Source organism: Mycolicibacterium iranicum (assembly GCF_002101705.1).
Taxonomy (GTDB): Bacteria; Actinomycetota; Actinomycetes; order Mycobacteriales; family Mycobacteriaceae; genus Mycobacterium; species Mycobacterium iranicum.
In genome coordinates this window covers 17,137-40,246 of sequence record NZ_LQPC01000052.1, presented here as the reverse complement: position 1 = coordinate 40,246, position 23,110 = coordinate 17,137, and the positions used below count along the sequence as shown (strand labels likewise).

General features: G+C 67.7%; 20 protein-coding genes. 11 read left to right on the top strand and 9 right to left on the bottom strand.

The window, feature by feature from the left end; genetic code table 11:
- Positions 1 to 7 precede the first annotated feature (7 nt).
- Positions 8 to 1,219, bottom strand: a complete 1,212-nt coding sequence (locus tag AWC12_RS25790; protein ID WP_024448598.1) for an Rv3212 family protein — start codon at positions 1,217 to 1,219, stop codon at positions 8 to 10.
- A gap of 9 nt (positions 1,220 to 1,228) precedes the next feature.
- The gene (locus AWC12_RS25785; RefSeq protein ID WP_024448599.1) at positions 1,229 to 2,728 is read right to left on the bottom strand and encodes a DEAD/DEAH box helicase; all 1,500 of its coding nucleotides are present in this window, start codon (positions 2,726 to 2,728) and stop codon (positions 1,229 to 1,231) included.
- Between the two features lie 257 nt (positions 2,729 to 2,985).
- Here AWC12_RS25785 and AWC12_RS25780 point away from each other — a divergent pair, with 257 nt between their 5' ends.
- Positions 2,986 to 3,699, top strand: coding sequence for a ferritin-like fold-containing protein (locus AWC12_RS25780; protein ID WP_024448600.1), 714 nt, complete (start codon positions 2,986 to 2,988; stop codon positions 3,697 to 3,699).
- Between the two features lie 68 nt (positions 3,700 to 3,767).
- Here the strand turns inward: AWC12_RS25780 and AWC12_RS25775 are convergent, their stop codons facing one another.
- Positions 3,768 to 4,583 carry an MmpS family transport accessory protein gene (locus tag AWC12_RS25775; RefSeq protein ID WP_024448601.1) on the bottom strand — a complete coding sequence of 272 codons (816 nt, stop codon included), beginning with the start codon at positions 4,581 to 4,583 and terminating at the stop codon, positions 3,768 to 3,770.
- Positions 4,584 to 4,893: 310 nt separating this feature from the next.
- Here AWC12_RS25775 and AWC12_RS25770 point away from each other — a divergent pair, with 310 nt between their 5' ends.
- Positions 4,894 to 5,151, top strand: a complete 258-nt coding sequence (locus tag AWC12_RS25770) for a DUF3107 domain-containing protein (protein WP_024448602.1) — start codon at positions 4,894 to 4,896, stop codon at positions 5,149 to 5,151.
- A 75-nt stretch (positions 5,152 to 5,226) separates the two neighbouring features.
- Here AWC12_RS25770 and AWC12_RS25765 read toward each other — a convergent pair whose 3' ends face one another.
- A complete protein-coding gene (locus AWC12_RS25765; RefSeq protein WP_024448603.1) occupies positions 5,227 to 5,901 on the bottom strand; it encodes an HTH-type transcriptional activator FasR in 675 nt (224 codons plus the stop codon).
- Between the two features lie 187 nt (positions 5,902 to 6,088).
- On the opposite strand from AWC12_RS25765, the gene AWC12_RS25760 reads away from it, so the two are divergent.
- From AWC12_RS25760 to AWC12_RS25750, 3 genes are all read left to right on the top strand, one after another.
- Positions 6,089 to 7,120 carry a DUF3152 domain-containing protein gene (locus AWC12_RS25760; RefSeq protein ID WP_085177910.1) on the top strand — a complete coding sequence of 344 codons (1,032 nt, stop codon included), beginning with the start codon at positions 6,089 to 6,091 and terminating at the stop codon, positions 7,118 to 7,120.
- Positions 7,121 to 7,292: 172 nt separating this feature from the next.
- The gene (gene moeZ, locus AWC12_RS25755) at positions 7,293 to 8,471 is read left to right on the top strand and encodes an adenylyltransferase/sulfurtransferase MoeZ (protein WP_024448605.1); all 1,179 of its coding nucleotides are present in this window, start codon (positions 7,293 to 7,295) and stop codon (positions 8,469 to 8,471) included.
- A 36-nt stretch (positions 8,472 to 8,507) separates the two neighbouring features.
- Entirely contained in the window at positions 8,508 to 9,362 is an 855-nt protein-coding gene (locus AWC12_RS25750) for a TIGR02569 family protein (protein ID WP_024448606.1), read from the top strand.
- A gap of 70 nt (positions 9,363 to 9,432) precedes the next feature.
- On the opposite strand, the gene AWC12_RS25745 is transcribed toward AWC12_RS25750, so the two are convergent.
- Both AWC12_RS25745 and AWC12_RS25740 read right to left on the bottom strand, forming a co-directional pair.
- Entirely contained in the window at positions 9,433 to 9,729 is a 297-nt protein-coding gene (locus tag AWC12_RS25745; protein ID WP_024448607.1) for an MGMT family protein, read from the bottom strand.
- Positions 9,730 to 9,731: 2 nt separating this feature from the next.
- On the bottom strand, positions 9,732 to 10,514 hold the full coding sequence (locus AWC12_RS25740) for an alpha/beta fold hydrolase (protein ID WP_024448608.1): 783 nt from the start codon (positions 10,512 to 10,514) through the stop codon (positions 9,732 to 9,734).
- Between the two features lie 78 nt (positions 10,515 to 10,592).
- Between AWC12_RS25740 and AWC12_RS25735 the strand changes: the two genes are divergently transcribed.
- Both AWC12_RS25735 and AWC12_RS25730 read left to right on the top strand, forming a co-directional pair.
- On the top strand, positions 10,593 to 13,706 hold the full coding sequence (locus tag AWC12_RS25735) for an ATP-dependent helicase (protein ID WP_085177909.1): 3,114 nt from the start codon (positions 10,593 to 10,595) through the stop codon (positions 13,704 to 13,706).
- Positions 13,703 to 16,975 carry an ATP-dependent helicase gene (locus tag AWC12_RS25730; protein WP_085177908.1) on the top strand — a complete coding sequence of 1,091 codons (3,273 nt, stop codon included), beginning with the start codon at positions 13,703 to 13,705 and terminating at the stop codon, positions 16,973 to 16,975. The genes AWC12_RS25735 and AWC12_RS25730 overlap by 4 nt, the downstream gene beginning before the upstream one ends.
- Here AWC12_RS25730 and AWC12_RS25725 read toward each other — a convergent pair.
- Positions 16,972 to 17,367 carry a DoxX family protein gene (locus tag AWC12_RS25725; RefSeq protein ID WP_110808754.1) on the bottom strand — a complete coding sequence of 132 codons (396 nt, stop codon included), beginning with the start codon at positions 17,365 to 17,367 and terminating at the stop codon, positions 16,972 to 16,974. The two genes, AWC12_RS25730 and AWC12_RS25725, sit on opposite strands and share 4 nt — an antisense overlap.
- Positions 17,368 to 17,413: 46 nt before the next feature.
- Here AWC12_RS25725 and AWC12_RS25720 point away from each other — a divergent pair, with 46 nt between their 5' ends.
- On the top strand, positions 17,414 to 18,493 hold the full coding sequence (locus tag AWC12_RS25720) for a potassium channel family protein (RefSeq protein WP_024448612.1): 1,080 nt from the start codon (positions 17,414 to 17,416) through the stop codon (positions 18,491 to 18,493).
- 31 nt (positions 18,494 to 18,524) lie between these two features.
- Positions 18,525 to 19,451 (top strand): NAD(+) diphosphatase, encoded by a 927-nt coding sequence (gene nudC / locus AWC12_RS25715; protein WP_085177906.1) that lies wholly within the window; start codon positions 18,525 to 18,527, stop codon positions 19,449 to 19,451.
- On the opposite strand, the gene map is transcribed toward nudC, so the two are convergent.
- Positions 19,448 to 20,221, bottom strand: coding sequence for a type I methionyl aminopeptidase (gene map, locus AWC12_RS25710; RefSeq protein WP_085177939.1), 774 nt, complete (start codon positions 20,219 to 20,221; stop codon positions 19,448 to 19,450). The genes nudC and map overlap by 4 nt on opposite strands.
- A gap of 101 nt (positions 20,222 to 20,322) precedes the next feature.
- On the opposite strand from map, the gene AWC12_RS25705 reads away from it, so the two are divergent.
- The gene (locus tag AWC12_RS25705) at positions 20,323 to 20,589 is read left to right on the top strand and encodes a helix-turn-helix domain-containing protein (protein ID WP_085177905.1); all 267 of its coding nucleotides are present in this window, start codon (positions 20,323 to 20,325) and stop codon (positions 20,587 to 20,589) included.
- Here the strand turns inward: AWC12_RS25705 and mrx1 are convergent.
- On the bottom strand, positions 20,586 to 20,837 hold the full coding sequence (mrx1, locus tag AWC12_RS25700; protein WP_110808752.1) for a mycoredoxin Mrx1: 252 nt from the start codon (positions 20,835 to 20,837) through the stop codon (positions 20,586 to 20,588). The two genes, AWC12_RS25705 and mrx1, sit on opposite strands and share 4 nt — an antisense overlap.
- Positions 20,838 to 20,907: 70 nt before the next feature.
- Here mrx1 and AWC12_RS25695 point away from each other — a divergent pair, with 70 nt between their 5' ends.
- Positions 20,908 to 23,028, top strand: coding sequence for an ATP-dependent DNA helicase UvrD2 (locus AWC12_RS25695; RefSeq protein ID WP_085177904.1), 2,121 nt, complete (start codon positions 20,908 to 20,910; stop codon positions 23,026 to 23,028).
- Positions 23,029 to 23,110: the final 82 nt, after the last annotated feature.

Genomic DNA, 23,110 nt, shown 5'->3' with positions numbered 1-23,110 from the left:
GGAAGTGTCAGGGGCCTAGCGCGACGAGTTCGCCGCCCCGCTGCTCCAGCACTGTCGCGCCTGCCACGGCGGGCACGACGGGACCGTCGACGGCCGGGCGTTGCAGCGGAATGTGTTTGTCGCCCGCACCGGTGTTCGGATCGAAGACGTCGTAACCCGTGGTGACGGGCACGAGCAACTTGCCCGCCATCGCCGTCGCCGGACCGATCGGGGCGTCGTCTCCCGACGGGGCGACGGTGTATTTGTACTGCAGGTTGTCCGCGTCGAAGACCATGAGCGCCTTGCCCGTCCACCACGTGATCACGTCACCAGCCCGCGAGGCAACGGCGTCGGGGGCGGGTGGTCCGTCGACGATCGTGGTGTCCACCGTGGCGCCGGTGTCATCGATGACATCCAGACGCGGCTTCGGGGTGGGCACATAGAGGGCGGTGAACGAGTCCGTCACCGCCACCACGCGAGCGCCCGAGCCGTCCACTACGCCCTTCTGTTGGGCGTACTTGACTTCGGGGGTGTCCTCCTCATCGGACGGGCGCAACAGCGTCAGGCGCAGATCCTGGTTGTTGCACGCCTCCAACACCGATACCGAGCTTGAGCTCGCACCCGCAGAGACAAAGCGGCACAGAGGGGTTGCCGGGACTCCGGGTTTGATCGGCGCGTCGAGCGCGCCGTAGCTCAGCATCCGGACCATGTCCGAACGCCACATCTCCAGCCGTGTCTCCCCGGCCGACAACACGGTGGTGCCGTCGCCGGAGAGCGTGACGTGGCGGTCGGAATAGCTTGTGCGCGAAGGGCCGCGCAGACCGGTCTTGGCGTCGACGGTGCTGACCTGACCGCAGCCGCGTACATCGGGATAGACGGCCACGGCGTAGTTGTAGACCCACGTGACGCCGCACAGCTCGAGGTCGCGGGCATAGCTCCACAGCGTCGCGCCGGTTACCGGGTCGCGGCCCTCCATGCCCCGGCCGTCACCGGTGACGACCGCGCCGGTGACCACAAGCGGTTGCGTGGTCTTCGCGCTGGGCGCGGTCCACAGCTGCTTCAGCGAATCCGGTACGGCAACAGCGGGTTTGAGACTCGGCACCGGCTCGACGGCCGGCTGGCTGATCGTCGCCCTGGCGTCACTGGTCCACCACACGACCGCCGCGACGACGATGACGACACCGGCGATAGCGGCCGCGGCGATCAGGTCCGCCCGAGTGCGGCGTTCGGGTTTGACCAACGCAGTCGGTTAGTTGGTGCCTGCGGCCGGACCTGCAGCCGTCGCCTTGCTCGGCCGACGGCGGCGGCGCCTGCGAGCCGGCCGTGCCTCACCGTCGCCGGCGTCGGTTCCAATAGCAGCGGCGTCCTCGGTGACGGCCTGCTCGGGTGCCCCTTCGGGGTGCCCGCTGACGGCCTGGCCGCCGCGTGTGCGGCGCCGGTTGCGATTGCGCGCGGGCCGTTCACGAGGCTCCCGCGGTTCACGCGGTTCCTTCTCGGCGGTGCGCACAGGCTTGGCGATCGAACCGCCGGCCTCGGAGGGGATGTTGAGCTCTTCGTAGAGGTGCGGAGAGCTCGAGTACGTCTCGGCGGGATCGGGGGTGTCGAGCCCCAGCGCCTTGTCGATCATTGACCAGCGGGGCAGCTCGTCCCAATCGACCAGAGTCACCGCGATACCGGTCTTACCGGCGCGGCCGGTGCGGCCGATGCGGTGCACATAGGACTGCTCGTCTTCGGGGATCTGGAAGTTGATGACGTGGGTGATGTCGTCGATGTCGATACCGCGCGCCGCGACATCCGTGGCCACGAGCACGTCGACAGCGCCGGTACGGAACGCCTTGAGCGCCTTCTCGCGCGCTCCTTGGCCGAGGTCACCGTGTACGGCGCCGACCTTGAAGCCACGCTCGGCGAGTTCGTCGGCGACCTTCTGCGCGGTGCGCTTGGTGCGGGTGAAGATCATCGTCGCGCCGCGGCCCTCGGCCTGCAGGATGCGTGCGACCATCTCGACCTTGTCCAGCGCGTGCGCCCGGTAGGCGAACTGCTCGGTGCTGTCGTGGGTGGCCGACGAGTGCGGCGCCTCGGCCCGGATGTGGGTCGGCTGGGTCATGAAGGTGCGCGCCAGCGTGATGATCGGGTCGGGCATCGTCGCCGAGAACAGCATGGCCTGCCGCTTGTCGGGGATCTGCTTGAGGATCCGCTCGATATCGGGCAGGAATCCCAGGTCGAGCATTTCGTCGGCCTCGTCGAGGACCAGCACGCTGAGTCCACCGAGTTGCAGGTGACCCTGCTGTGCGAGGTCCAGCAGGCGGCCCGGGGTGCCGACGACGACGTCGACGCCCTTCTGCAGCGCCTCGATCTGCGGCTCATACGGGCGTCCGCCGTAGATCGCGGTGACGGTCAGCTTGCGGGACTCGTCGGCCTTCAGATACTTGGATGCGGCAATCAGGTCACCGTGCACCTGGATGCAAAGCTCCCGGGTCGGAACGACGACCAGAGCGCGCGGAATACCGGTCAACGGCCGCTCGGTGTCGGTGCTGATCCGGTGCAGCAGGGGAACGCCGAACGCGAACGTCTTGCCCATGCCGGTGCGGGCCTGCCCGATCAGGTCGTCGCCGGCCAGCGCAAGCGGAAGGGTCAGCTCCTGGATCGCGAAGGCGTGCTCGATGCCGTTCTCGGCGAGGGCGCGCACGATCTCGTCGCGGACGCCGAGCTCGGCGAATGTCGGTGTGGTGTGCGGTGTTACGGGAGTCATGCTTAGAAAACGAAGCCTTTCACTTGTCAATCCTCATGTGTTCTCACGCGCACATGAGTTGTGAAGTGAACCTTCGCCGGGCCCTGCGCTGAGGGGGCGGGCCGCCTGCATGCACGCACATATCCAAGGTGTCTGCGGCAAAAGAATGCCAGCGTGACCTGGGTAGATCCGTCGGCTTGCGCGCCGACACCAACTCCATGGTAGCCGGTCGACTGCGCTCTGGCGGCATTGACGCCGGTGGCGTTTAGAGTTGGGGCATGACTTCGACGCCGCGCGCGGCCGCCTCATCTGCCTCCGCAGCAGAGCCGAACGGCCCGGACGCACCGCGCGTGTCGCTCGACCATTCCGGTATCAACGAGCTGTTCGCGCTGCTCGCCTACGGCGAAGTGGCCGCCTTCTACCGGCTCACCGAAGAGGCCAGGATGGCACCGAATTTGAGCGGTCGGATCAACATGGCCAGCATGGCGGCCGCGGAGATGAACCACTACGAGGTGCTCCGCGATGCGCTGGAACGCCGCGGTGTCGACGTCGTCCCTGCGATGACGAAGTATGCGTCCGCGCTGGAGAACTATCACCGGCTGACGACCCCCAGCACATGGCTTGAGGCGCTGGTCAAGACATATGTCGGCGATGCTCTCGCCGCCGACTTCTATCTGGAGATCGCCGACGTAATGCCCGACGAGGTTGCCGAGGTGGTGCGGTCGGTGCTCTCCGAGACCGGGCACTCACAGTTCGTCGTCGCGGAGGTCCGGGCCGCGGTCACCGCCAGCGACCGTCAGCGCCACCGCTTGGCGCTGTGGTCGCGCCGGCTGCTCGGCGAGGCGATCACCCAGGCCCAGTTCGTAATGGCCGACCACGACGAACTCGTCGACCTCGTGATGGCCGGCGGTGGCCTTTCGCAGATGACCGAGTTCTTCGACCGGCTTCAGCACACCCACAGCACCCGCATGCAGGAGCTCGGCCTGGCCTGACGGCCGAAACTGCATTCCACGCGCCGCTTCCGCGGGTTTTTGCGCATGGAATGCAGTTTCGGCGGGTTCTAGCGTGTGCAGTTGGTGATGATCGAGTTGTTGTTCTGGACGGCGATCAGCGATCCGTTGGCGTCGAGGATTGCGCAGTTGAGCTGACCGGACACGCTGGTCGCGGTGACCGAGCTCAACGTGACGCCCGGGTTGAGCACGATCGTCTTCGACCACGGCAGAGCCGCATTCACGTCGGTCTGCAGTGCGCCTTGGGCGTCGGTGTAGATCACTGTCACGAGGTCTAGGAGCGCGCGGTTGCCCGTGATCCGGTAGGTCACGGTGCCGGGGGCGGCTGCCGCGGGCGGTGGCGCGGCTTGCGGTGCGGGCAGCAACGGTGCGGGGGTCGTAGGGGCGGGCACCGGCGTCTCGGCCGTCGGGGTGATCGTCGTGACCGTCTCGGCGGGAAGCGACGGAGCAGCCGGCGCCGCGACACGAGGAGTGGGCGCCGCGGAAGGTTCGGGTGCGCTGGATGTCGGCAGCGGAGACCCGACGGTCGCCGACACTGAACCGCTGTCGCCGCCGCCCAGGATCATGCTGGCCGTGATCACCGCGACGAACAGGATCGCGCCTGCGACGCCGGCGATCCACATCCACCGCCGGTCCAGACGAGCCTCGTCGAGGTACTCGTCGTAGCTCTCGGCGTCGTAGTCATCGTCGGCGTCGTAGTCGCCGCCGTGATACGGCGGCAGCGCATCGGTGTCCAGGTCGTCGTAACGATCCGGATCGTCGGTGGCGGTTCCGTAGCCGCCGTAACGACCGCTGCCGCGCGGGCTGCGGATGCGCTCCGTCGGCGTCAGAGAATACGGCGATTGTGCGGTGTAAGGCCTGTTCATGCCACTTTCCCAGTCAGCTCTGTCCGTTTCCGGGGCCGATGGTACTGAGGCAGAAGTGACAGATGAGGCTGACGCGGCCTCGCTGGCGGTCACGGTCGGGACTCGGTTCGGTCGCCGTGGCGTTATGGCCGCGGCACGTGCGTCACGCCCTGCTATTTCGCTCCTCGCGGACGCCCCTGCTGTTTCGCTCCTCGCGTACGCCCCTGCTGTTTCGCTCCTCGCGTACGCAGAAGCCCAGCGGCCGCTCACCGTGCCGACGTCCATTAGCCTCCTTGGAGTAGCCGAGCACACGAACAGAAGGGTTCTCACCGTGGAGGTCAAGATCGGTGTCACCGACAGCCCGCGCGAGCTGATTTTCGCCAGCGCGCAGACCCCGGCCGAGGTGGAGAAGTTGGTCACCGATGCATTGAGCGGCGATCCGGCCGTGCTCGCTCTCACCGACGAGAAAGGTCGGCGTTTCCTCGTCCAATCCGCGCGCATCGCCTATGTCGAGATCGGAGCCGCGGATTCGCGACGGGTCGGCTTCGGTGTGAACGCCCTCGGCGCGGAAGTGACCAAGAGCCAGTAACGCGGCCCGAAACACGCTCCCGCGGTTCCGCCTTGCGCGTGAACGGTTGCGGGAGCGCGGTTTCGGGTCCGGTGTCTAGGACCGCGTCAAGGGAACGTGTGACAACCCGCCCCAGATGAACGCGACGGTGCCTTCGACGGCGTCGTCCTTCTCGATGGGGCGCTCGTTGTTGAGCCAGTACCGCGCCGAGTCGACGCTGATGCTGACCAGCCCGACGGCAATCATCCGCGCCCGGTGCGGCTCGAGGCCGGAATCGTGGCTGATGAGGTCGAACACCGCGTCGGTGCACGATTCTGTCGCCACCTTGACCTGCGCGGCGACCTGCGGCTCCGTGACGTAGTCGTTCTCGAAGATCAGCCGGTACCCCTGGCTGTCGTGCTCGATGAAATCGAAGAACGCCTGCACCGCGGCACGCACGCGCTGACGGTTGTCGGTGGTGGTCCGCAGCGCCTGCCGCACACCGGAGACCAGGTTGTCGACGTGACGCTGCAGCACCGCCAGGTACAGCTCGACCTTCGACGAGAAGTGTTGATACAGAACCGGTTTGCTGACTCCGGCGCGGTCGGCGATCTCGTCCATGCCCGCGGCGTGGTAGCCGCGGTCGACGAACACCTCGCTGGCAGCGGCAAGCAGTTGTCCGCGGCGCTCGTCGCGAGGCAGACGGTTGCCGCGCCGCGCCGCGACAGGGGAGCTGGTGCCGTTGGCCGGCTGGCCCCCTCGTCGCTGCGCCGCCTTGGCGAGTTCGCTCATCAAAACCTCGAAAAATTCAGCCGGCGCGACCGGCGTCCTGAAATGGCTGCGAATGACAGTACTACCGTTGATCGACGCTACGCCTCAGGACAGCGGGTCCGTCGGCTCTACATGCAAGGGTCGCCTGAGCAGTGCTTCGGTGGCGCGCCGGACCTGCAAGTCCCTTGAGCTGTGTCATTCTGTTTCGGTGACCTACGACCCAGGGAGTCGCGGGGGCGGTCGCGCGCCGGTGTTGCGCGACGAGTGGCGGGAGCCGCTTCGTGCGCAACGCGACCCGCTGGCCGAGCAGCCGGGTAGGCCGCGGGCCAACCGGGACGAGCACGCGCGCTGGCGCAAGCAGTCCTGGATCGGACGCTTCATCTCCACCTACGGGTGGCGTGCCTACGCGCTGCCGCTGTTGGTCGTTCTCACCGTGGTCGTCGTCTACCAGACCATCACCGGCACGAGCGCCCCACAGGTGGTGGAGGAGGAAGGACCCGTTCAGGGTCCTCCCACGATCGGGATGGCGAGCACCGCCATCGTCGGCGCGCCGCCCAAGGGTCTGACCGAATTCGACGCCAGTCTGCCCACCGGGATCCTGCCCCAGGGCGGGCCGTTCACCGAGGCAGGCGCCCGTACCTGGCACGTCGTCCCGGGCACGACACCCCAGGTCGGCCAGGGCACTACCAAAGTGTTCACCTACACCGTCGAGGTCGAAGACGGCGTGGACACCACCACCTTCGGCGGTGACGAAGGCTTCGCGCGCATGGTCACCGAGACGCTGGCCAACCCGAAGAGCTGGACGCACAACCCGGAGTTCGCGTTCACGCGCATCGATGCCGCCGCCGGCGTGGTTCCCGATTTCCGGGTGTCGCTGACCTCGCCGATGACCATTCGCGACGGCTGCGGATACGACATCCCGCTGGAAGCGTCCTGCTACAACCCTGCCTTCCAGGGCCAGTCCCGGGTGTTCATCAACGAGGCGCGCTGGGTGCGGGGTGCGGTGCCGTTCCAGGGCGACATCGGGTCCTACCGGCAGTACGTCATCAATCACGAGGTCGGGCACGCGATGGGCTACGCGCGTCACGAGCAGTGTCTGGAAAACGGTGCTCTCGCGCCGATCATGATGCAGCAGACGTTCTCCACGAACAACAACGACGCGGCCAAGTTCGACCCGGGCACGGTCACCGCCGATGGGCTGACGTGCCGATTCAATCCCTGGCCCTATCCGATCGCCTGATCCTGGGCCCCACACGCACCGCGAGCGTGCGTGTCTGTACCCCGCCGCGCCGGTAATTCTGTGCATTCGCGCACGCCCGGCGATCGTGACCGCGCGGGAAGCGATGGGGCCTCGTTGCTGTTGAACTGCGTACCTGCTGAGATGGGTCATACAGCCAACCAAGGAGAAGTCGGTGTCCTCACCGTTGCCGCCGCTGGTAGAGCCAGCGGCTGAACTGACTCGCGAAGAGGTCGCGCGCTACAGCCGCCACCTCATCATTCCCGACCTCGGCCTGGACGGGCAGAAGCGGTTGAAGAACGCCAGGGTCCTCGTCATCGGGGCCGGAGGCCTCGGATCGCCGACGCTGCTCTACCTGGCCGCCGCGGGCGTGGGCACCATCGGCATCGTCGAGTTCGACGTCGTCGACGAGTCCAATCTGCAGCGTCAGATCATCCACGGCCAGTCCGACATCGGCCGCTCGAAGGCGCAGAGCGCCAAGGACTCGATCCTCGAGGTCAACCCGCTCGTCACCGTCAACCTGCACGAGTTCCGCCTGGAACCGGAAAATGCGGTCGACCTGTTCGCCCAGTACGACCTGATTCTCGACGGCACCGACAACTTTGCGACGCGCTACCTGGTCAACGATGCCGCCGTGCTGGCAGGCAAGCCGTATGTGTGGGGCTCGATCTACCGCTTCGAAGGCCAGGTGTCGGTGTTCTGGGAGGACGCGCCCGACGGCTTGGGTCTGAACTATCGCGATCTGTATCCCGAGCCGCCGCCACCCGGGATGGTGCCGTCGTGCGCCGAGGGTGGCGTGCTGGGAATCCTGTGCGCCTCGATCGCGTCGGTGATGGGCACCGAGGCCATCAAGCTGCTCACCGGTATCGGCGAGCCGCTGCTGGGCCGCCTGATGGTCTACGACGCGCTCGACATGACGTATCGGACGATCAAGATCCGCAAGGATCCGTCGACGCCGAAGATCACCGAACTCATCGACTACGAGGAGTTCTGCGGCGTCGTCTCCGACGAGGCTGCGGAGGCTGCCGCCGAATCGACCATCACCCCCCGCGAGTTGCGGGAGCTTCTGGAATCCGGCAAGCCGTTGGCGCTGATCGACGTCCGGGAGCCGGTCGAGTGGGACATCAACCACATCCAGGGTGCCGAGTTGATCCCGAAGGGTTCGTTCGAGACCGGCGAGGCGCTGTCCAAGCTGAAGGTCGACCAGACTCCGGTGTTCTACTGCAAGACCGGGGTCCGCTCTGCCGAGGTGCTCGCCATCGTGAAGAAGGCGGGATTTTCCGACGCGCTGCACGTGCAAGGCGGAATCGTTGCGTGGGGCAAGCAACTCGAACCCGACATGGTCATGTACTAACGCTGGGTTGGCCGCCGCTGCGCTTACGCTGTTGCGGTGACCGCAGAGCGCCCGCCCGAGCATGTACTTGCAGCTTTCGGGCTGTCCGGGGTGCAGCCGGCGCCGCTGGGATCCAGCTGGGAGGGTGGCTGGCGCTGCGGCGAGGTCGTGTTGTCGATGGTCGCCGACCACGCCCGTGCCGCCTGGTCGGCGAAGGTTAGGGAGACGCTGTTCGTCGACGGGGTGCGGCTGGCCCGCCCCGTCCGTTCGACGGACGGGCGCTACGTCGTCGCGGGCTGGCGAGCGGACACTTACGTCGCGGGGACCCCGGAGCCCCGTCACGACGAAGTCGTCTCCGCCGCAGTGCGGTTGCACGAGGCGACGTCCAAGTTGGAGCGTCCCCGCTTCCTGACCCAGCCGCCGATCGCTCCGTGGGGAGATGTCGACGTGTTCATCGCCGCCGACCGTGCGGCGTGGGAGGAGCGCCCGCTTCATTCCCTGCCGCCGGGCGCGCGAGTCGGGCCGGGCACCGCTGACGGACAGAAGTCCATCGAGTTGATCAACCAGCTCGCCATGCTGCGTCGCCCGACCAAGAGCCCCAGCCAGTTGGTGCACGGAGATCTCTACGGCACAGTGCTTTTCGCGGGCACTGCGGCACCGGGAATCACCGACATCACGCCGTATTGGCGTCCACCCGCGTGGGCCGCGGGCGTTGTCGTCGTGGACGCTCTGGCCTGGGGCGAGGCGGACGACGCGCTGATCGAGCGGTGGTCCGCACTGCCAGAATGGCCGCAGATGCTGTTGCGTGCGTTGATGTTCCGCTTGAGTGTGCATGCGCTGCACCCGAGGTCGACGGCCGCGGCGTTCCCCGGTCTTGCGCGCACAGCGGCACTGGTGCGCCTCGCGTTGTGAGTGCCGCGGAATAGCATTCCTGGCTGTGATCGCGCCCGAATCCACAGCCGTGACTTCGCTCCCGCGATCCTCAGAACGTGTGGCGGTACTCTCGCAGCGATACCCGGCCGTCGTCGGCCAGCACCCCCTCGGCGCGCAAACGCTCCAGCTGGCGCGTCTCCAGATGCGGCGCGGGCCGTCCCGATGCCCGGATCACCCGGTGCCACGGCAGGTCTGACGAGTCGGTCCGCATGATCCAGGCGACGATTCGCGGACTGGAAAGCCCTGCGGCGTCGGCGATGTCACCGTAGGTGGACACGCGACCGGACGGAATGGAGGCCACCAGGCCGCGCACCGTCTCCACCTGCTCCTCGGTGATCGCGGCCATCGTCAGGCCAGCCGGTCCCGGATCGCGGCCGCGGTCTCGGTGGGCTTCGCGAGCGGAACCATGTGGTCGCAGTCCCATTCCAAGAGCGTGAAATTCGGTCCGAGACCAGCTTCCAGCGCGGTGATCAGCTCGTCGCTCGCGTAGGGCGGGTCGGTGTGCGTGGCCCGTACCAGCGTGGTGGGGGTGCCATCGCGCGGCACGGGAACAGGTCGGGTCAGCTCGCTCCAGTACGACAACATGGCCGGAATGCTGATGCGCCACCCCACGCGGCCGTCGGCCGCATCGACGAGGTGCTCGTCGAGTTCGCGATCGAGCTCGTCGTCGGGCACCTCGCCCCACGAACCGCCGACCTTCTCCTGACGGGCCTCGGCTCGGTCGGTGTAATCGGGCGAGCTGTACATGTCGTCGGCCACTTCACGCATCCATCGCCCGTCCAACGCCACGGCCGGATCCAGAAGCACCAGGCCGGTGATCAGATCCGGCCGCGCCGCAGCGAGGTTCAGTGCGATAGCACCGCCGAACGAATGGCCCACCACGACGACCGGACCATCGGCTTCGGCGTCCACAAGGGCAGCGAGCGCCGCGACGTTTGCCTCGATCGTCCACGGCGCATCCCACGACGAGCGCCCGTGTCCGAGGAGGTCGGGGGCGATCGCCGTCACGTCGGGCAGATGGCGAGTGAACAGCGTTTCCCAGCGCTTGCCGTGTCCGGTCAGTCCATGGAGAGCAAGGACCGTGGCGGGTCCGGTCGGTCCGAATCGGTAGGTGCACAGCAGGTCGGTCACCTTGCCGATGGTGCCAGGCGCGTCCGGCGCAGACCAGGTGAGGCGGAGTTGTCGGACCCTCGTGATGTCATGCGTGGCATGTCCGCCCCGCACACCGAACTGACACTCGACGCCTTGGGTCGCCGAGATACGCGCGGCACCGTCAGAGTGCTGGGCGGGCCGGGCACGGGCAAGAGCACCCTGCTCGTGGACACCGCGGTGGCCCACATCGCGGCCGGTTGCGATCCGGAATCGGTTCTGTTGCTGACGGGTTCGGCGAGACTCAGCGCCCACGCCCGGGCATCCATCACCTCTCGGTTGCTGGGTGCGGGTGGGCGTGACGCGGTGCGCGAACCGCTCGTACGCACCGTGCACTCGTACGCGTTCGCGGTGCTGCGCCTCGCCGCGCAGCGCAACGGAAGCCCGCAGCCGCGGCTGATCACCAGCGCAGAGCAGGACGGGATCATCCGCGAGCTACTCGCCGGCGACCTCGAAGACGGCGACGCGTCGCCGGTCCGGTGGCCGGGGCAGCTGCGCCCTGCACTGAGCACCGTCGGCTTCGCCACCGAACTGCGCGACCTGATGGCCCGCTGCAGTGAGCGCGGCGTCGATCCGCTTGCGCTGCAACGCGTCGGTCGTCTCAGCGGCCGCCCCGAGTGGCAGGCGGCCGGCCGGTTCGCGCAGGCCTACGAGCAGATCATGCTTCTGCGTTCCGCTGTTGGCATGGCCGCCCCCCAGGCCACCGTGCCGGCATTGGGCGCCGCGGAGCTGGTCGGCGCGGCGCTGGAGGCTTTCGCCGTGGACGCCGACCTGCTGGCCGCCGAACGGGCGCGCATTCAACTGCTGCTGGTCGACGATGCGCAACACCTCGACCCGCAGACCGCCCGGCTCGTCGAGATCCTGGCCGCCGGTGCCGAACTCACTGTGATCGCCGGCGATCCGCACCAGACGGTGTTCGGGTATCGCGGCGCCGACCCGGCGTTACTGCGCGGTGACGGCCATACACTGGCGCTCACCCGATCCCACCGCTGCGCGGCGCCGCTCGCAGAGGCGATAAGCGCTGTCACACGGCGGCTTCCGGGAGCTGAGGCTGCGCGCGAGTTCACCGGCAGAGAAGGGGAGGGCTCGCTGACGGTGCGCATCGCCGCGTCGCCACACGCCGAATCAGCTCTGATCGCAGACGCGCTGCGTCGCGCACACCTCGTCGACGGCGTGCCGTGGGACCAGATGGCTGTGATCGTCCGCTCGGTTCCCCGTTCGGGCACGGCTTTGGCGCGCGCGCTGGCTGCGGCTGGTGTCCCCGTGGACCAACCGCACACCGATGCGCCCCTTGCCGATCAGCCGGCCGTGCGGACACTGCTCACGATCCTGGAAGCCACCGCCGACCACCTCGATGGCGACCGGGCGCTGGCCCTGGTGACCGGACCTATCGGGCGCGTCGACCCGGTGTCGCTGCGCCAGCTGCGTCGCACACTGCGCCGGGCCTCGCCGGGCTCACCCGACGGTTTCGGCGAGCTCCTGGTGACGGCGTTGCACTCCGACCTCGTGGTGCTGCCCGATGAGCAGGCGCGTGCTCTGCGCCGGGTGCGCTCGGTGCTGACCGCCGCGCGCCGCAGCGCCGAGGAGGGCAGCGATCCGCGCCACACCTTGTGGCAGGCATGGCACCGCTCTGGCCTGCAGCGGCGGTGGCTGGCAGCGAGCGAGCGCGGCGGACCCGCAGCCGCCCAGGCAGAGCGCGACCTCGACGCCGTCACGGCGATGTTCGACGTCGCCGAGCAGTACGTCGACCGCACGGCAGGGGCATCGATTCGCGGCCTGATCGATCACATCCGGTCTCTTTCCCTTCCGCCCCGCGGCGACGATCAGGCCCGCGCCGGCGTCTCGCTGGTCAGCGCACACTCGGCACTGAACCGCGAATGGGAATTCGTGGTGATCGCCGGTCTGCAGGAAGGACTGTGGCCCAACGTATCTCCTCGTGGCGGCGTGTTGGGCACCCAGCATCTCGTCGACGTGATCGATGGTGTTGTCGAAGCGGGCCAACGGTTGTCGAGCCGCGCGCCGCTGCTGGCTGAGGAACGGCGGCTGCTGATCGCTGCGATGGGCCGGGCACGCAGCCGCCTGCTCGTGACGGCAGTCGACAGCGATTGCGGTGATTCCGCTCTGCTGCCGTCGTCGTTCTGTCACGAGCTCGCCGCACTGGCTACCGAGCCGGCGACCGAGCCCGCCGTGCCGATCAGGGCTCCGCGGATGCTGGCACCCGCCGCGTTGGTCGGGCGGCTGCGTGCCGTGGTGTGCGCACCGCCCGGCGCGGTGGACGACACGGAAAGAGCCTGTGCGGCAGCTCAGTTGGCGCGATTGGCCGAGGCGGGTGTGCACGGGGCGGATCCCGACTCGTGGTACGGCACGCGTGAACTGTCGACCCACGAGCCTCTGTGGGAGGGCGACGACCATGTGGTCACCATGTCGCCGTCGACGCTGCAGATGCTGGCGGACTGCCCGCTGCGCTGGCTACTGGAACGCCACGGAGGCTCGCGCGGTCGCGATATCCGCTCGGCCCTGGGGTCGCTGGTGCACGCCCTTGTCTCGGACTCGGGGAAGTCCGAAAGTCAGCTGCTCAATGAACTCGAAAAGGTCTGGCAGGAATTGCCTTTCGATGCACAGTGGCATTCGGACAACGAGCTGGCGCGGCATCTGGAGATGCTCTCGACCTTTCTGCGGTGGCGTACCGACAGCCGCTCCGAATTGACCGAGGTCGGCACCGAGGTCGACGTCGACGGCCTGATCGGCGACGCAGATTCCGAGGGCCCCTCGGTGCGGATCCGCGGCCGGCTCGACCGGCTGGAATGCGACAGCGAGGGCCGGCTCGTCGTCGTGGACATCAAGACCGGCAAGAGTCCTGTTACCAAGGACGACGCACAGTCCCACGCGCAGCTGGCGATGTATCAGCTGGCGGTGGCCGCGGGTCTGCTCGCCGAGGGCGACGAGCCCGGGGGCGGGCGGCTCGTCTATCTCGGCAAGGCCACGGGTGGCGGGGCCACCGAACGCCATCAGGACGCTTTGACCTCCGATGGTCATTCCGAGTGGCACTCGCGGGTCCGCCAGGCAGCCGCGGCGACCCAGGGCCCGGAGTTCGTCGCACGGGTCAACGAAGGATGTGCCCACTGCCCGGTTCGCGCGATGTGTCCGGCACAGAATTCCAGGAGCAAGGAATGACCACACCCCGATACAGTCCCGCTGAGTTATCAAAGGCTTTGGGAATATTCGAGCCGACCGAGGAACAGGCGGCCGTGATCGCCGCGCCCCCGGGGCCGCTCGTCGTCATCGCGGGAGCCGGCGCAGGAAAGACCGAGACCATGGCGGCCCGTGTCGTGTGGCTCGTCGCCAATGGCTACGCGCATCCCGGAGAGGTCCTGGGCCTGACTTTCACCCGGAAGGCCGCCGGTCAGCTTCTGCGGCGGGTGCGGGCCCGGCTTGCGCGCCTCGCCGGCACCGGGCTTGTGGTGCCCTCGGCGGCGGGGGCCGGTTTCACCGAAGACCCCGTCACCGTCGGCACCTATCACGCCTTCGCGGGAAACCTGCTGCGTGAATATGGGCTGATGCTTCCCGTCGAGCCCGATACCCGACTGCTCAGCGAGACGGAGTTGTGGCAGTTGGCCTTTCGTGTGGTCTGCGAACATCCGGCAGTGCTGGAGACCGACAAATCGCCGGCCTCCATCACCGGCATGGTGTTGCGACTGGCCGGGCAGCTCTCCGAGCACCTTGTTGACACGGCGCAACTGAACGACACCCACGTCGAACTCGACCGGCTGGTGCATACCCTGCCCGCGGGCAGATACCAGCGCGACCGCGGCCCCAGCCAGTGGCTGCTGCGCATGCTGGCCACCCAAACCGAACGCACGATGCTGGTCCCGCTGATCGACGAACTGCACCGCAGGATGCGCGAGCAACGTGTGATGGATTTCGGTATGCAGATGGCTTCGGCAGCACGGCTGGCTTCGCAATTCCCCTCCGTCGGCGAACAATTGCGACAGAGATACCGCGTCGTGCTCCTCGACGAGTACCAGGACACCGGCCACGCACAGCGTGTCGCGCTGTCGGCGCTGTTCGGCGGCGGCGCCGACGACGATCTGGCCCTGACCGCCGTCGGTGACCCCATTCAGTCGATCTACGGCTGGCGGGGTGCATCGGCGACCAATCTCCCTCGCTTCACCACCGACTTCCCCCGGTCGGACGGAACGCCGGCGCCCACGCTGGAGCTGCGCACCAGTTGGCGCAACCCGCCGGAGGTGCTGCACCTGGCGAACGAGATGTCCGTCGACGCCCGGCGCCGGTCGGTGTCGGTGCGGTCGCTGCAATCGCGGCCCGGCGCCGAGCCGGGTGCTGTGCACTGCGCGCTGCTTTCCGACGTGGAGGCCGAACGAGACTGGGTCGCTGACCAGATCGCTGCCCGTTGGCACGACGGGAGCCGGCGATCCGCCGCGGTTCCCACCGCCGCGGTGCTGGTCCGCCGCAACGCCGATGCCGCGCCGATGGCTGAAGCCCTGAACCGGCGAGGGGTGCCGGTCGAGGTGGTCGGGCTCGCCGGCCTGCTCGCCGTGCCCGAGGTCGCAGACCTAGTGGCAATGCTGCGGTTGTGCGTCGACCCGACCGCCGGCGCTGCCGCCGTTCGGGTGCTGACCGGACCGCGCTGGAGGTTGGGCGCCCGCGATGTCGCCGCGCTGTGGCGACGGGCCGCGGCGCTGGTCGACCCGGGCTCTCCCAATGCATCGTCGGCGACCGCGGACATCGTCGCGGCGCTGGGACCGGACGCCGACACCGCCTGTCTGGCCGACGCCATCTGCGATCCCGGCCCGGCTGCGGCGTACTCCGCGGCAGGCCACGCCAGGATCATCACTTTGGGGCGGGAGCTGACCGCGCTGCGCGCCCACCTGGAGAGCCCGCTGCCCGACCTTGTCGCCGAAATACGGCGCGTCCTCGGTGTCGACGCCGAAGTCCGTGCTGCTCAACCAGTTTCAGCGGGATGGTCGGGCACCGAGCATCTCGACGCCTTCGGCGACGTGGTCGCCGACTTCTCGTCACGCGGGTCGGCGACGGCCTCGGGCCTGCTGGCCTATCTCGACACCGCCGAGCAGGTGGAGAACGGTCTCGCGCCCGCCGAGGTCACCGTGTCCGCCGATCGGGTCCAGATCCTGACCGTGCACGCAGCCAAGGGCCTCGAATGGCAGATCGTTGCGGTGCCACACCTGTCGAAGCGGGTATTCCCGTCGACCGCATCACCTCGCACCTGGCTGACCGACGCCGCCGACCTTCCGCCGCTGCTGCGCGGTGACTGCGCCACCGTGTCCGCACACGGTGTCCCTGTCCTTGACACCTCTGATGTAAGCGACCGGAAAGGGTTGTCCGACAAGATCTCCGATCACAAGCGCCGTCTCGAGCAGCGGCGCACCGACGAGGAACGGCGGCTGCTGTACGTGGCGGTCACCCGCGCCGAGCACACGCTGCTGGTGTCGGGACATCACTGGGGAGCGACCGAGTCCAAACCTCGCGGCCCTTCGGAATTCCTCTGCGGGCTGAAAGATGTCATCGAGACCTCGGCGGAGACGGGTACACCGTGCGGAACGGTCGACGTCTGGGCTGAGGCACCCGCCGACGGCGAGGCCAACCCATTGCGGGAACGTGAGATCGAGGCAATGTGGCCGGTGGACCCGATGGGCGGCCGCCGGGAACCCACCGACCGGGGTGCACACCTCGTCGCGGCCGCCATCGAAGGGGGCGCCTCAATCGTTCCGCAGACCGATGTACACGGCTGGGCCGCAGACGTCGACGCGCTTCTGGCGGAACGGGAACTGGCCGCACACAGACCCGCTCCGGCGTTGCCCGTGCAGCTGTCGGTCAGTGCGATGGTCGAACTCGGCAAGGATCCCGAAGCGGTCGCGCAGCGGCTGCAGAGGCGGCTCCCTCGTCGGCCAGACTCACAGGCGCTGCTGGGTACAGCTTTTCACGAATGGGTGCAGCGATACTTCCAAGCCGAGAAGCTCTTCGATCTCGACGACCTTCCCGGCGCGGCCGACGCCGATCGCCAGGACAGGGGCGAGCTGGAGGAACTGCAGTCAGCATTCGCACTGTCGCCGTGGGCTGCCCGCACACCGGTTGATGTCGAGGTGCCGTTCGACATGATGATTGCGGGCCGTGTGGTGCGAGGCCGGATCGACGCGGTCTTCGCCGGCGAGGACGGCAAGGTCACGGTGGTGGACTGGAAGACTGGTGAGGTGCCGTCCACTCCAGAAGAATTACAGCACAATGCCATTCAGTTGGCTGTGTACCGGCTGGCATGGGCCCGGCTCCACGAATGCCCGCTGTCGTCGGTGCGGGCGGTGTTCCACTACGTGCGGTCTGGTGAGACCGTGGTTCCGGACGTGCTCCCCGACGAGAGCGATCTGATCGCTCTGCTGAGCGATCAGGCGGGGGCGGAGGCTGCCTAACTCTCCTTGTAGACCTTCCAGGCCTGCGTGATCATCGGGATCTGCAACGGAAGGCGGGCATACGCGCCGACGCGCATCGGCAGCGGCTTGTCCTTCCACAGCCGCACCATGTTCACGTTCCCGGGCAGCACGCCGAGGAACAGGGCGATGGCCGACAGTGCGCCGACCCTCCGCGTCCGCGGCGCGAGCAGCATGGCCCCGACACCGATCTCGGCGACACCGGAGGCGTAGGTGTAGAAGCGCTGGGTGCCGGGGAGCTCCTCGGGGACGATGGTGTCGAACGGCTTGGGGGCGGCGAAGTGCAACACCCCCATCCCGACCAGCCAGGCGCCCATCTTGGCGCCACGTGAGGACTTGGAGATCTGCTGCAGTGCAGATGCGGAAGCGGACATGAGTACATTGTGCTGGTGCGGCTGCCTCACCAACTGACCGGGCCTCATGGCTAAGGGACGCCTGCGCCGCCGGGTGCGCCGGTTCGACCGGTCCCTGACCGACATGCCGGTTCACGCGATCACCGATCGCGTCCAGATCCCGACCGAGACAGTCAGTCCGGCGCGTCGCATCACGGTGCGTGTCATCTACGCGTTGGCGGCACTGTTCGCCGCGGTGCTCATCGTCTACATCGACAGGGACGGCTACCGCGACAGCCAGGAAAATCAGCTGTCCTTCCTCGACTGTCTGTACTACGCGACAGTGTCGCTGTCGACCACCGGTTACGGCGATATCACTCCGATCACGCCCACGGCGAGGCTGGTCAACGTCCTGGTGATCACGCCGCTGCGGGTGGCGTTCCTGATCGTGCTCATCGGTACGACGGTCGAAACCCTCACCACGCAATCACGGCAGGTCTATCAAATCCAGCGCTGGAGGAGCAGATTGCGCAACCACATCATCATCGTCGGCTACGGCACCAAGGGCCGGACAGCCGCCGCGGCGATGGTCGGCGACGAGGTCGCCCCCGCCGACATCGTCGTGGTGGACGAAGACGCTGCCTCACTTGAGCGAGCCAAGAGCGCGGGGCTGGTCACCGTCCGCGGCAGCGCGACCGACTCCGAGGTGCTTCGGCTCGCGGGCGCGCAGCACGCCAAATCAATCATCGTCGCCACCAACCGCGACGACACCGCTGTGCTGGTCACGCTGACCGCGCGAGAACTCGCTCCGAAGGCCAAGATCATCGCCGCGGTTCGCGAGGCCGAAAACCAGCATCTGCTCGAACAATCCGGCGCGGACTCCACCGTGGTCACGTCTGAGACCGCAGGCCGACTGCTCGGCATCGCCGTGCAGACACCCAGCGTGGTGGAGATGATGGAAGACCTACTGACCCCCGATCGCGGGTTCGCGATCGCCGAACGTGAGGTCACACCCAAAGAAGCGGGCAGTTCGCCTCGGCATCAATCCGACATCGTGCTGGGCGTGGTGCGTAACAACAAGCTCATCCGGGTCGACGATGCCGAGGTCGACGCGCTCGAACTAGGAGACCGGCTGTTGTACATCCGCAGCGCGGACGAGGAGCGATGAGCGCTTGCGTCGCGAAGAGCAGAAGGCAGCGATGACGCCGTTTCGACTGCGCAATATCCCGCTGCTGTCCCGGGTCGGCGCCGACCGCGCCGACACGCTGCGCACCGACATCGACGCCGCGGTGGCCGGTTGGAACGATGCGCTGCTTCTGCGGGTGGATCGTCGCAATCAGGTCCTGATCGCCGAGGGCAGCGTCGTACTCAACAGGGCCGGCAAGGTCGGCGACGCCCCGCCGGAGGACGCCGTGTTCCTCGGCAAGCTCGACGACGGCCGTCACGTGTGGGCACTGCGTTCCGACCTGGAGCCACCCGAGGATCCGACCGTCAAGACCGAGGTGCTCGATCTGCGCGGCACCGGCGACATCTTCGACGACGTCAGTGCCCAGCTCGTCGCGACGGCGACCGCGCTGCTGAACTGGCACGCCAGCGCTCAGTTCAGCCCGTCCACCGGTGCCCCGACCAAACCGATCAAGAGCGGTTGGTCGCGCATCGACCCCGTGACCGGCCGCGAGGAGTTTCCGCGCATCGATCCCGCAGTCATCTGCCTGGTGCACGACGGCCACGATCGCGCGGTGTTGGCCCGGCAGGCAGTGTGGCCGCAGCGCCGGTTCTCGATCCTCGCCGGGTTCGTCGAGGCGGGGGAGTCGTTCGAGTCGTGCGTGGTGCGCGAGATCGCCGAGGAGATCGGCCTGACGGTCACCGATGTGCAGTACCTCGGGTCTCAGCCGTGGCCGTTCCCGCGGTCGCTGATGGTGGGTTTCCACGCGCTCGGCGATCCCGAGCAGCCGTTCGCATTCAACGACGGCGAAATCGAGGAGGCCCACTGGTTCACCCGCGCTGAGATCCGCGAGGCGCTCGAATTGGGTGACTGGGGTTCGACGAGCGATTCCCGGCTGCTTCTTCCTGGTTCGATCTCGATTGCGCGCGAGATCATCGAGTCGTGGGCGGCGCTGGATTAATCCGCGACAGCGGTGAGCACGCGCGGACCGTCTTCGGTCACCGCGATGGTGTGCTCGGAGTGCGCGGTGTTGGAGCCATCTGCTGAGCGCAGCGTCCAGCCGTCGGCGTCGACGATCAACTGATTCGTTCCGCGTCCCCACCACGGTTCCAGCGCAAGGGTCATGCCCGGCGCAAGCAGCAGTCCGCGTCCCGGCTTCCCGCGGTTGGGGACGTGGGGGTCTTCGTGCATGGTTCGGCCGATGCCGTGCCCGCCGAAATCGGTGTTGACGGCGTAACCGTCGGCGGCAGCGACGGCGCCGATCGCCGCCGAGACGTCGCCGAGGTGGTTACCGGGGACGGCAGCGGCGATGCCTGCGGCCAGCGCACGTCGGGTGGACTCGACCAACGCCGTGTCGGCGGGATCGTTGCTGTCGCCGACGACCAGCGTGACCGCGGAATCGGCTGCCCAGCCGTCGATGGTCACCGCGAAGTCCATGGTGAGGACGTCGCCGTCGCGCAACACGTATGAGCGCGGAAGTCCGTGCAGCACACCGTCGTTGACCGACAGGCAGATGACGTTCCGAAAAGCGCCGCGGCCGAACGACGGCGAGTAGTCCCAGTAGCACGACACCGCGCCGGAGTCGGCGATCAATGCCCTCGCGCGATGCTCGAGCTGCATCAGGTCGACGCCGGGCTCGGCCTCGCCCGCCAAGGTGGCCAGCGTCCGCGCCACGAACGCACCTGTGACAGCCATCTTGTCGATCTCGGCGGCGGTCTTGAGTTCGATCATGTCGGGCAACCCCATCAGGTCCGGTCGGCTCGGTATTTTTATACCGGGCCCGACAGTACCAGTCCCGGTACTTTAATACCGCGCTCGGTTAGGATCACCCCATGGTCCGCGTGCCCCTGAGTCCCGATCAGATCCGTGCCGGACAGCGCCTCGGCGCGTTGATCAGAACCGCGCGTGCCGGCCGCCCCGCCGACGTGATCGCCCGCGAGGCGGGAATCTCACCGGAGACATTGCGCAAGATCGAGGTCGGCAGGCTGCCCAGCCCAAGCTTCGGCACGGTCGTCGGGTTGTGCGACGCACTGGGGCTTCCGCTTGCGCAGGCTGTCGAGGTCTGGCGCGGCGACGGTGACGAGCGGGTCGCGATCTAACCGGCGAGCTTGGCCTTCACCTGCTTGATGCTCGGATTCGTCAGGGTCGATCCGTCGGCGAACTTCACCGTCGGCACCACGTGGTTGCCGTTGTTGACCGATCCGACGAACTCCGCCGCGGCAGGGTCGGCCTCGATGTCGACCTCGGTCCAGGCAATGCCCTCGGACTTGAGGGCCATCTTCAGGCGCGAACAGTAGCCGCACCACGTCGTCGTGTACATGGTCAGGGCTGCGCCGTCAGTGCTCATAAGACCCTCAACGTAGTCGACGGCGCCGACATGCCCGGCCGGAGGTCCGCGCTTGTCAGGCCCCGCTGACATGATGGTCGCCATGTCCCCCACGGCCTCCCGCGACCGGCTGCTGGGTGATCTCGACGAGGAACAGCGCGACGCGGTGCTCGCACCCCGGGGGCCGGTCTGCGTGCTCGCCGGTGCCGGCACCGGGAAGACCCGCACCATCACCCGCCGCATCGCGCATCTGGTGACCGCCGGGCACGTGGCCCCGAGTCAGGTGCTGGCGGTCACGTTCACCCAGCGCGCCGCGGGCGAGATGCGCGGCCGGCTGCGTGCGCTCGACGAGGGTGCGGGGACGGGTTCGGTGCAGGCGCAGACGTTCCACGCCGCCGCGCGGCGGCAATTGGCCTACTTCTGGCCGAGGGTCGTCGGCAACACCGATTGGCAGCTGATGGACAGCAAGTTCGCCGTCGTCGCACAAGCTGCCAACCGCGCCGGGCTGCCCACCGGCACCGACAACGTCCGCGACCTGGCCGGCGAAATCGAATGGTCGAAGGCCTCGTTGATCAGCCCCGAGCAGTACGCCGCAGCCGTCGCCGACGTCGGCCGCGACATCCCGTTCGACGCCGCCAAGATCGCGACCGTCTACGCCAACTACGAGGCGCTCAAGACCCGGCGCGAAGGCATGACGCTCCTTGATTTCGATGACCTGCTGTTACACACCGCTGCTGCGATTGAAAACGACGCCGCGGTGGCCCAGGAATTTCGCGACCGGTACCGCTGCTTCGTGGTCGACGAATACCAGGACGTCACCCCGTTGCAGCAGCGTGTCCTTGATGCCTGGCTCGGCAGCCGAGACGACCTGACCGTCGTCGGCGACGCGAACCAGACCATCTACTCGTTCACAGGCGCTTCGCCGCGCTACCTGTTGGATTTCTCGCGTCGCTACCCCGATGCGGCGGTCGTTCGGCTGGAGCGCGACTATCGCTCCACGCCCCAGGTGGTGTCGCTGGCCAACCGTGTGATCGCGGCGGCGCGAGGCCGGATGGCGGGCAGCAAGCTGCACCTGGTGGGCCAGCGCCCACCGGGGCCCAATCCGGTCTTCAAGGAGTACCCCGACGAAGTCGCCGAGGCGACGGCCGTCGCCAAGAGCATTCAAAAGCTGATCCAATCCGGTACTCCCGCTTCGGAAGTCGCGGTCCTCTACCGCATCAACGCACAGTCGGAGGTGTACGAGGAGGCACTCACCGAGGCCGGGATCCCGTTTCAGGTGCGCGGCGGCGAGGGGTTCTTCAGTCGCCAGGAAATCCGGCAGGCACTGTTGGCGCTGCAGCGCGTGGCCGAACGCGCCGAGGGGTTCGCGGCGGGATCGCTGCCGGAGATCGTGCGCGCCACCCTGGAACCGCTCGGGTTGACCGCCGAACCGCCGCCGGGCACCCGCGCCCGCGACCGCTGGGAGGCACTCGTCGCGTTGGCCGAACTTGTCGACGACGAAGTCGCGCAACGTCCGCAGCTTGATCTGCGCGCGCTGCTCACCGAGTTACGTCAGCGCGCCGACGCGCGTCATCCACCGGTGGTGCAGGGCGTCACGCTGGCCTCGTTGCACGCCGCGAAAGGACTGGAGTGGGACGCGGTGTATCTCGTCGGGCTCGCCGACGGCACCCTGCCGATCTCCCACGCGCTCTCGCATGGGCCCGACAGTGAGCCGGTCGAGGAGGAGCGCCGGCTGCTGTATGTCGGCGTCACTCGGGCTCGTGTGCATCTGACACTCAGTTGGGCACTGGCCCGCAACCCCGGGGGTCGCCAGGGTAGGCGTCCGTCACGGTTCCTCAACGGCATCGCGCCGCAGTCCCAGCGCGACGACGGCCCCAGCAAGCCACGCAAACAGCGCGGGCCTCAGCCGCGGTGCCGCGTCTGCAACGCGGCGTTGAATTCCCCGCCGGCGATCATGTTGCGCCGCTGCGAGACCTGTCCCTCCGATATCGATGAGGAGCTGCTCGCCGAGCTCAAGGAGTGGCGGCTGCGGATTTCCAAGGAGATGAGCGTGCCCGCCTTCGTGGTGTTCTCCGACAACACGTTGATCGCGATCGCTGAATCGCTGCCGTCCGACGATGCCGCGCTCGTCGCGATCCCCGGAATCGGCGCGCGCAAGCTCGAACAGTACGGCCCCGACGTCCTCGCATTGGTCAAAGGCCGCCAAAAATGACAAAGATCGTGCCAAAAGTGCTGGTCAAAAATGGGTTGTGGGTTTTTCCTGATAGCGTCTAGCCTCGAAGACACACAGACGA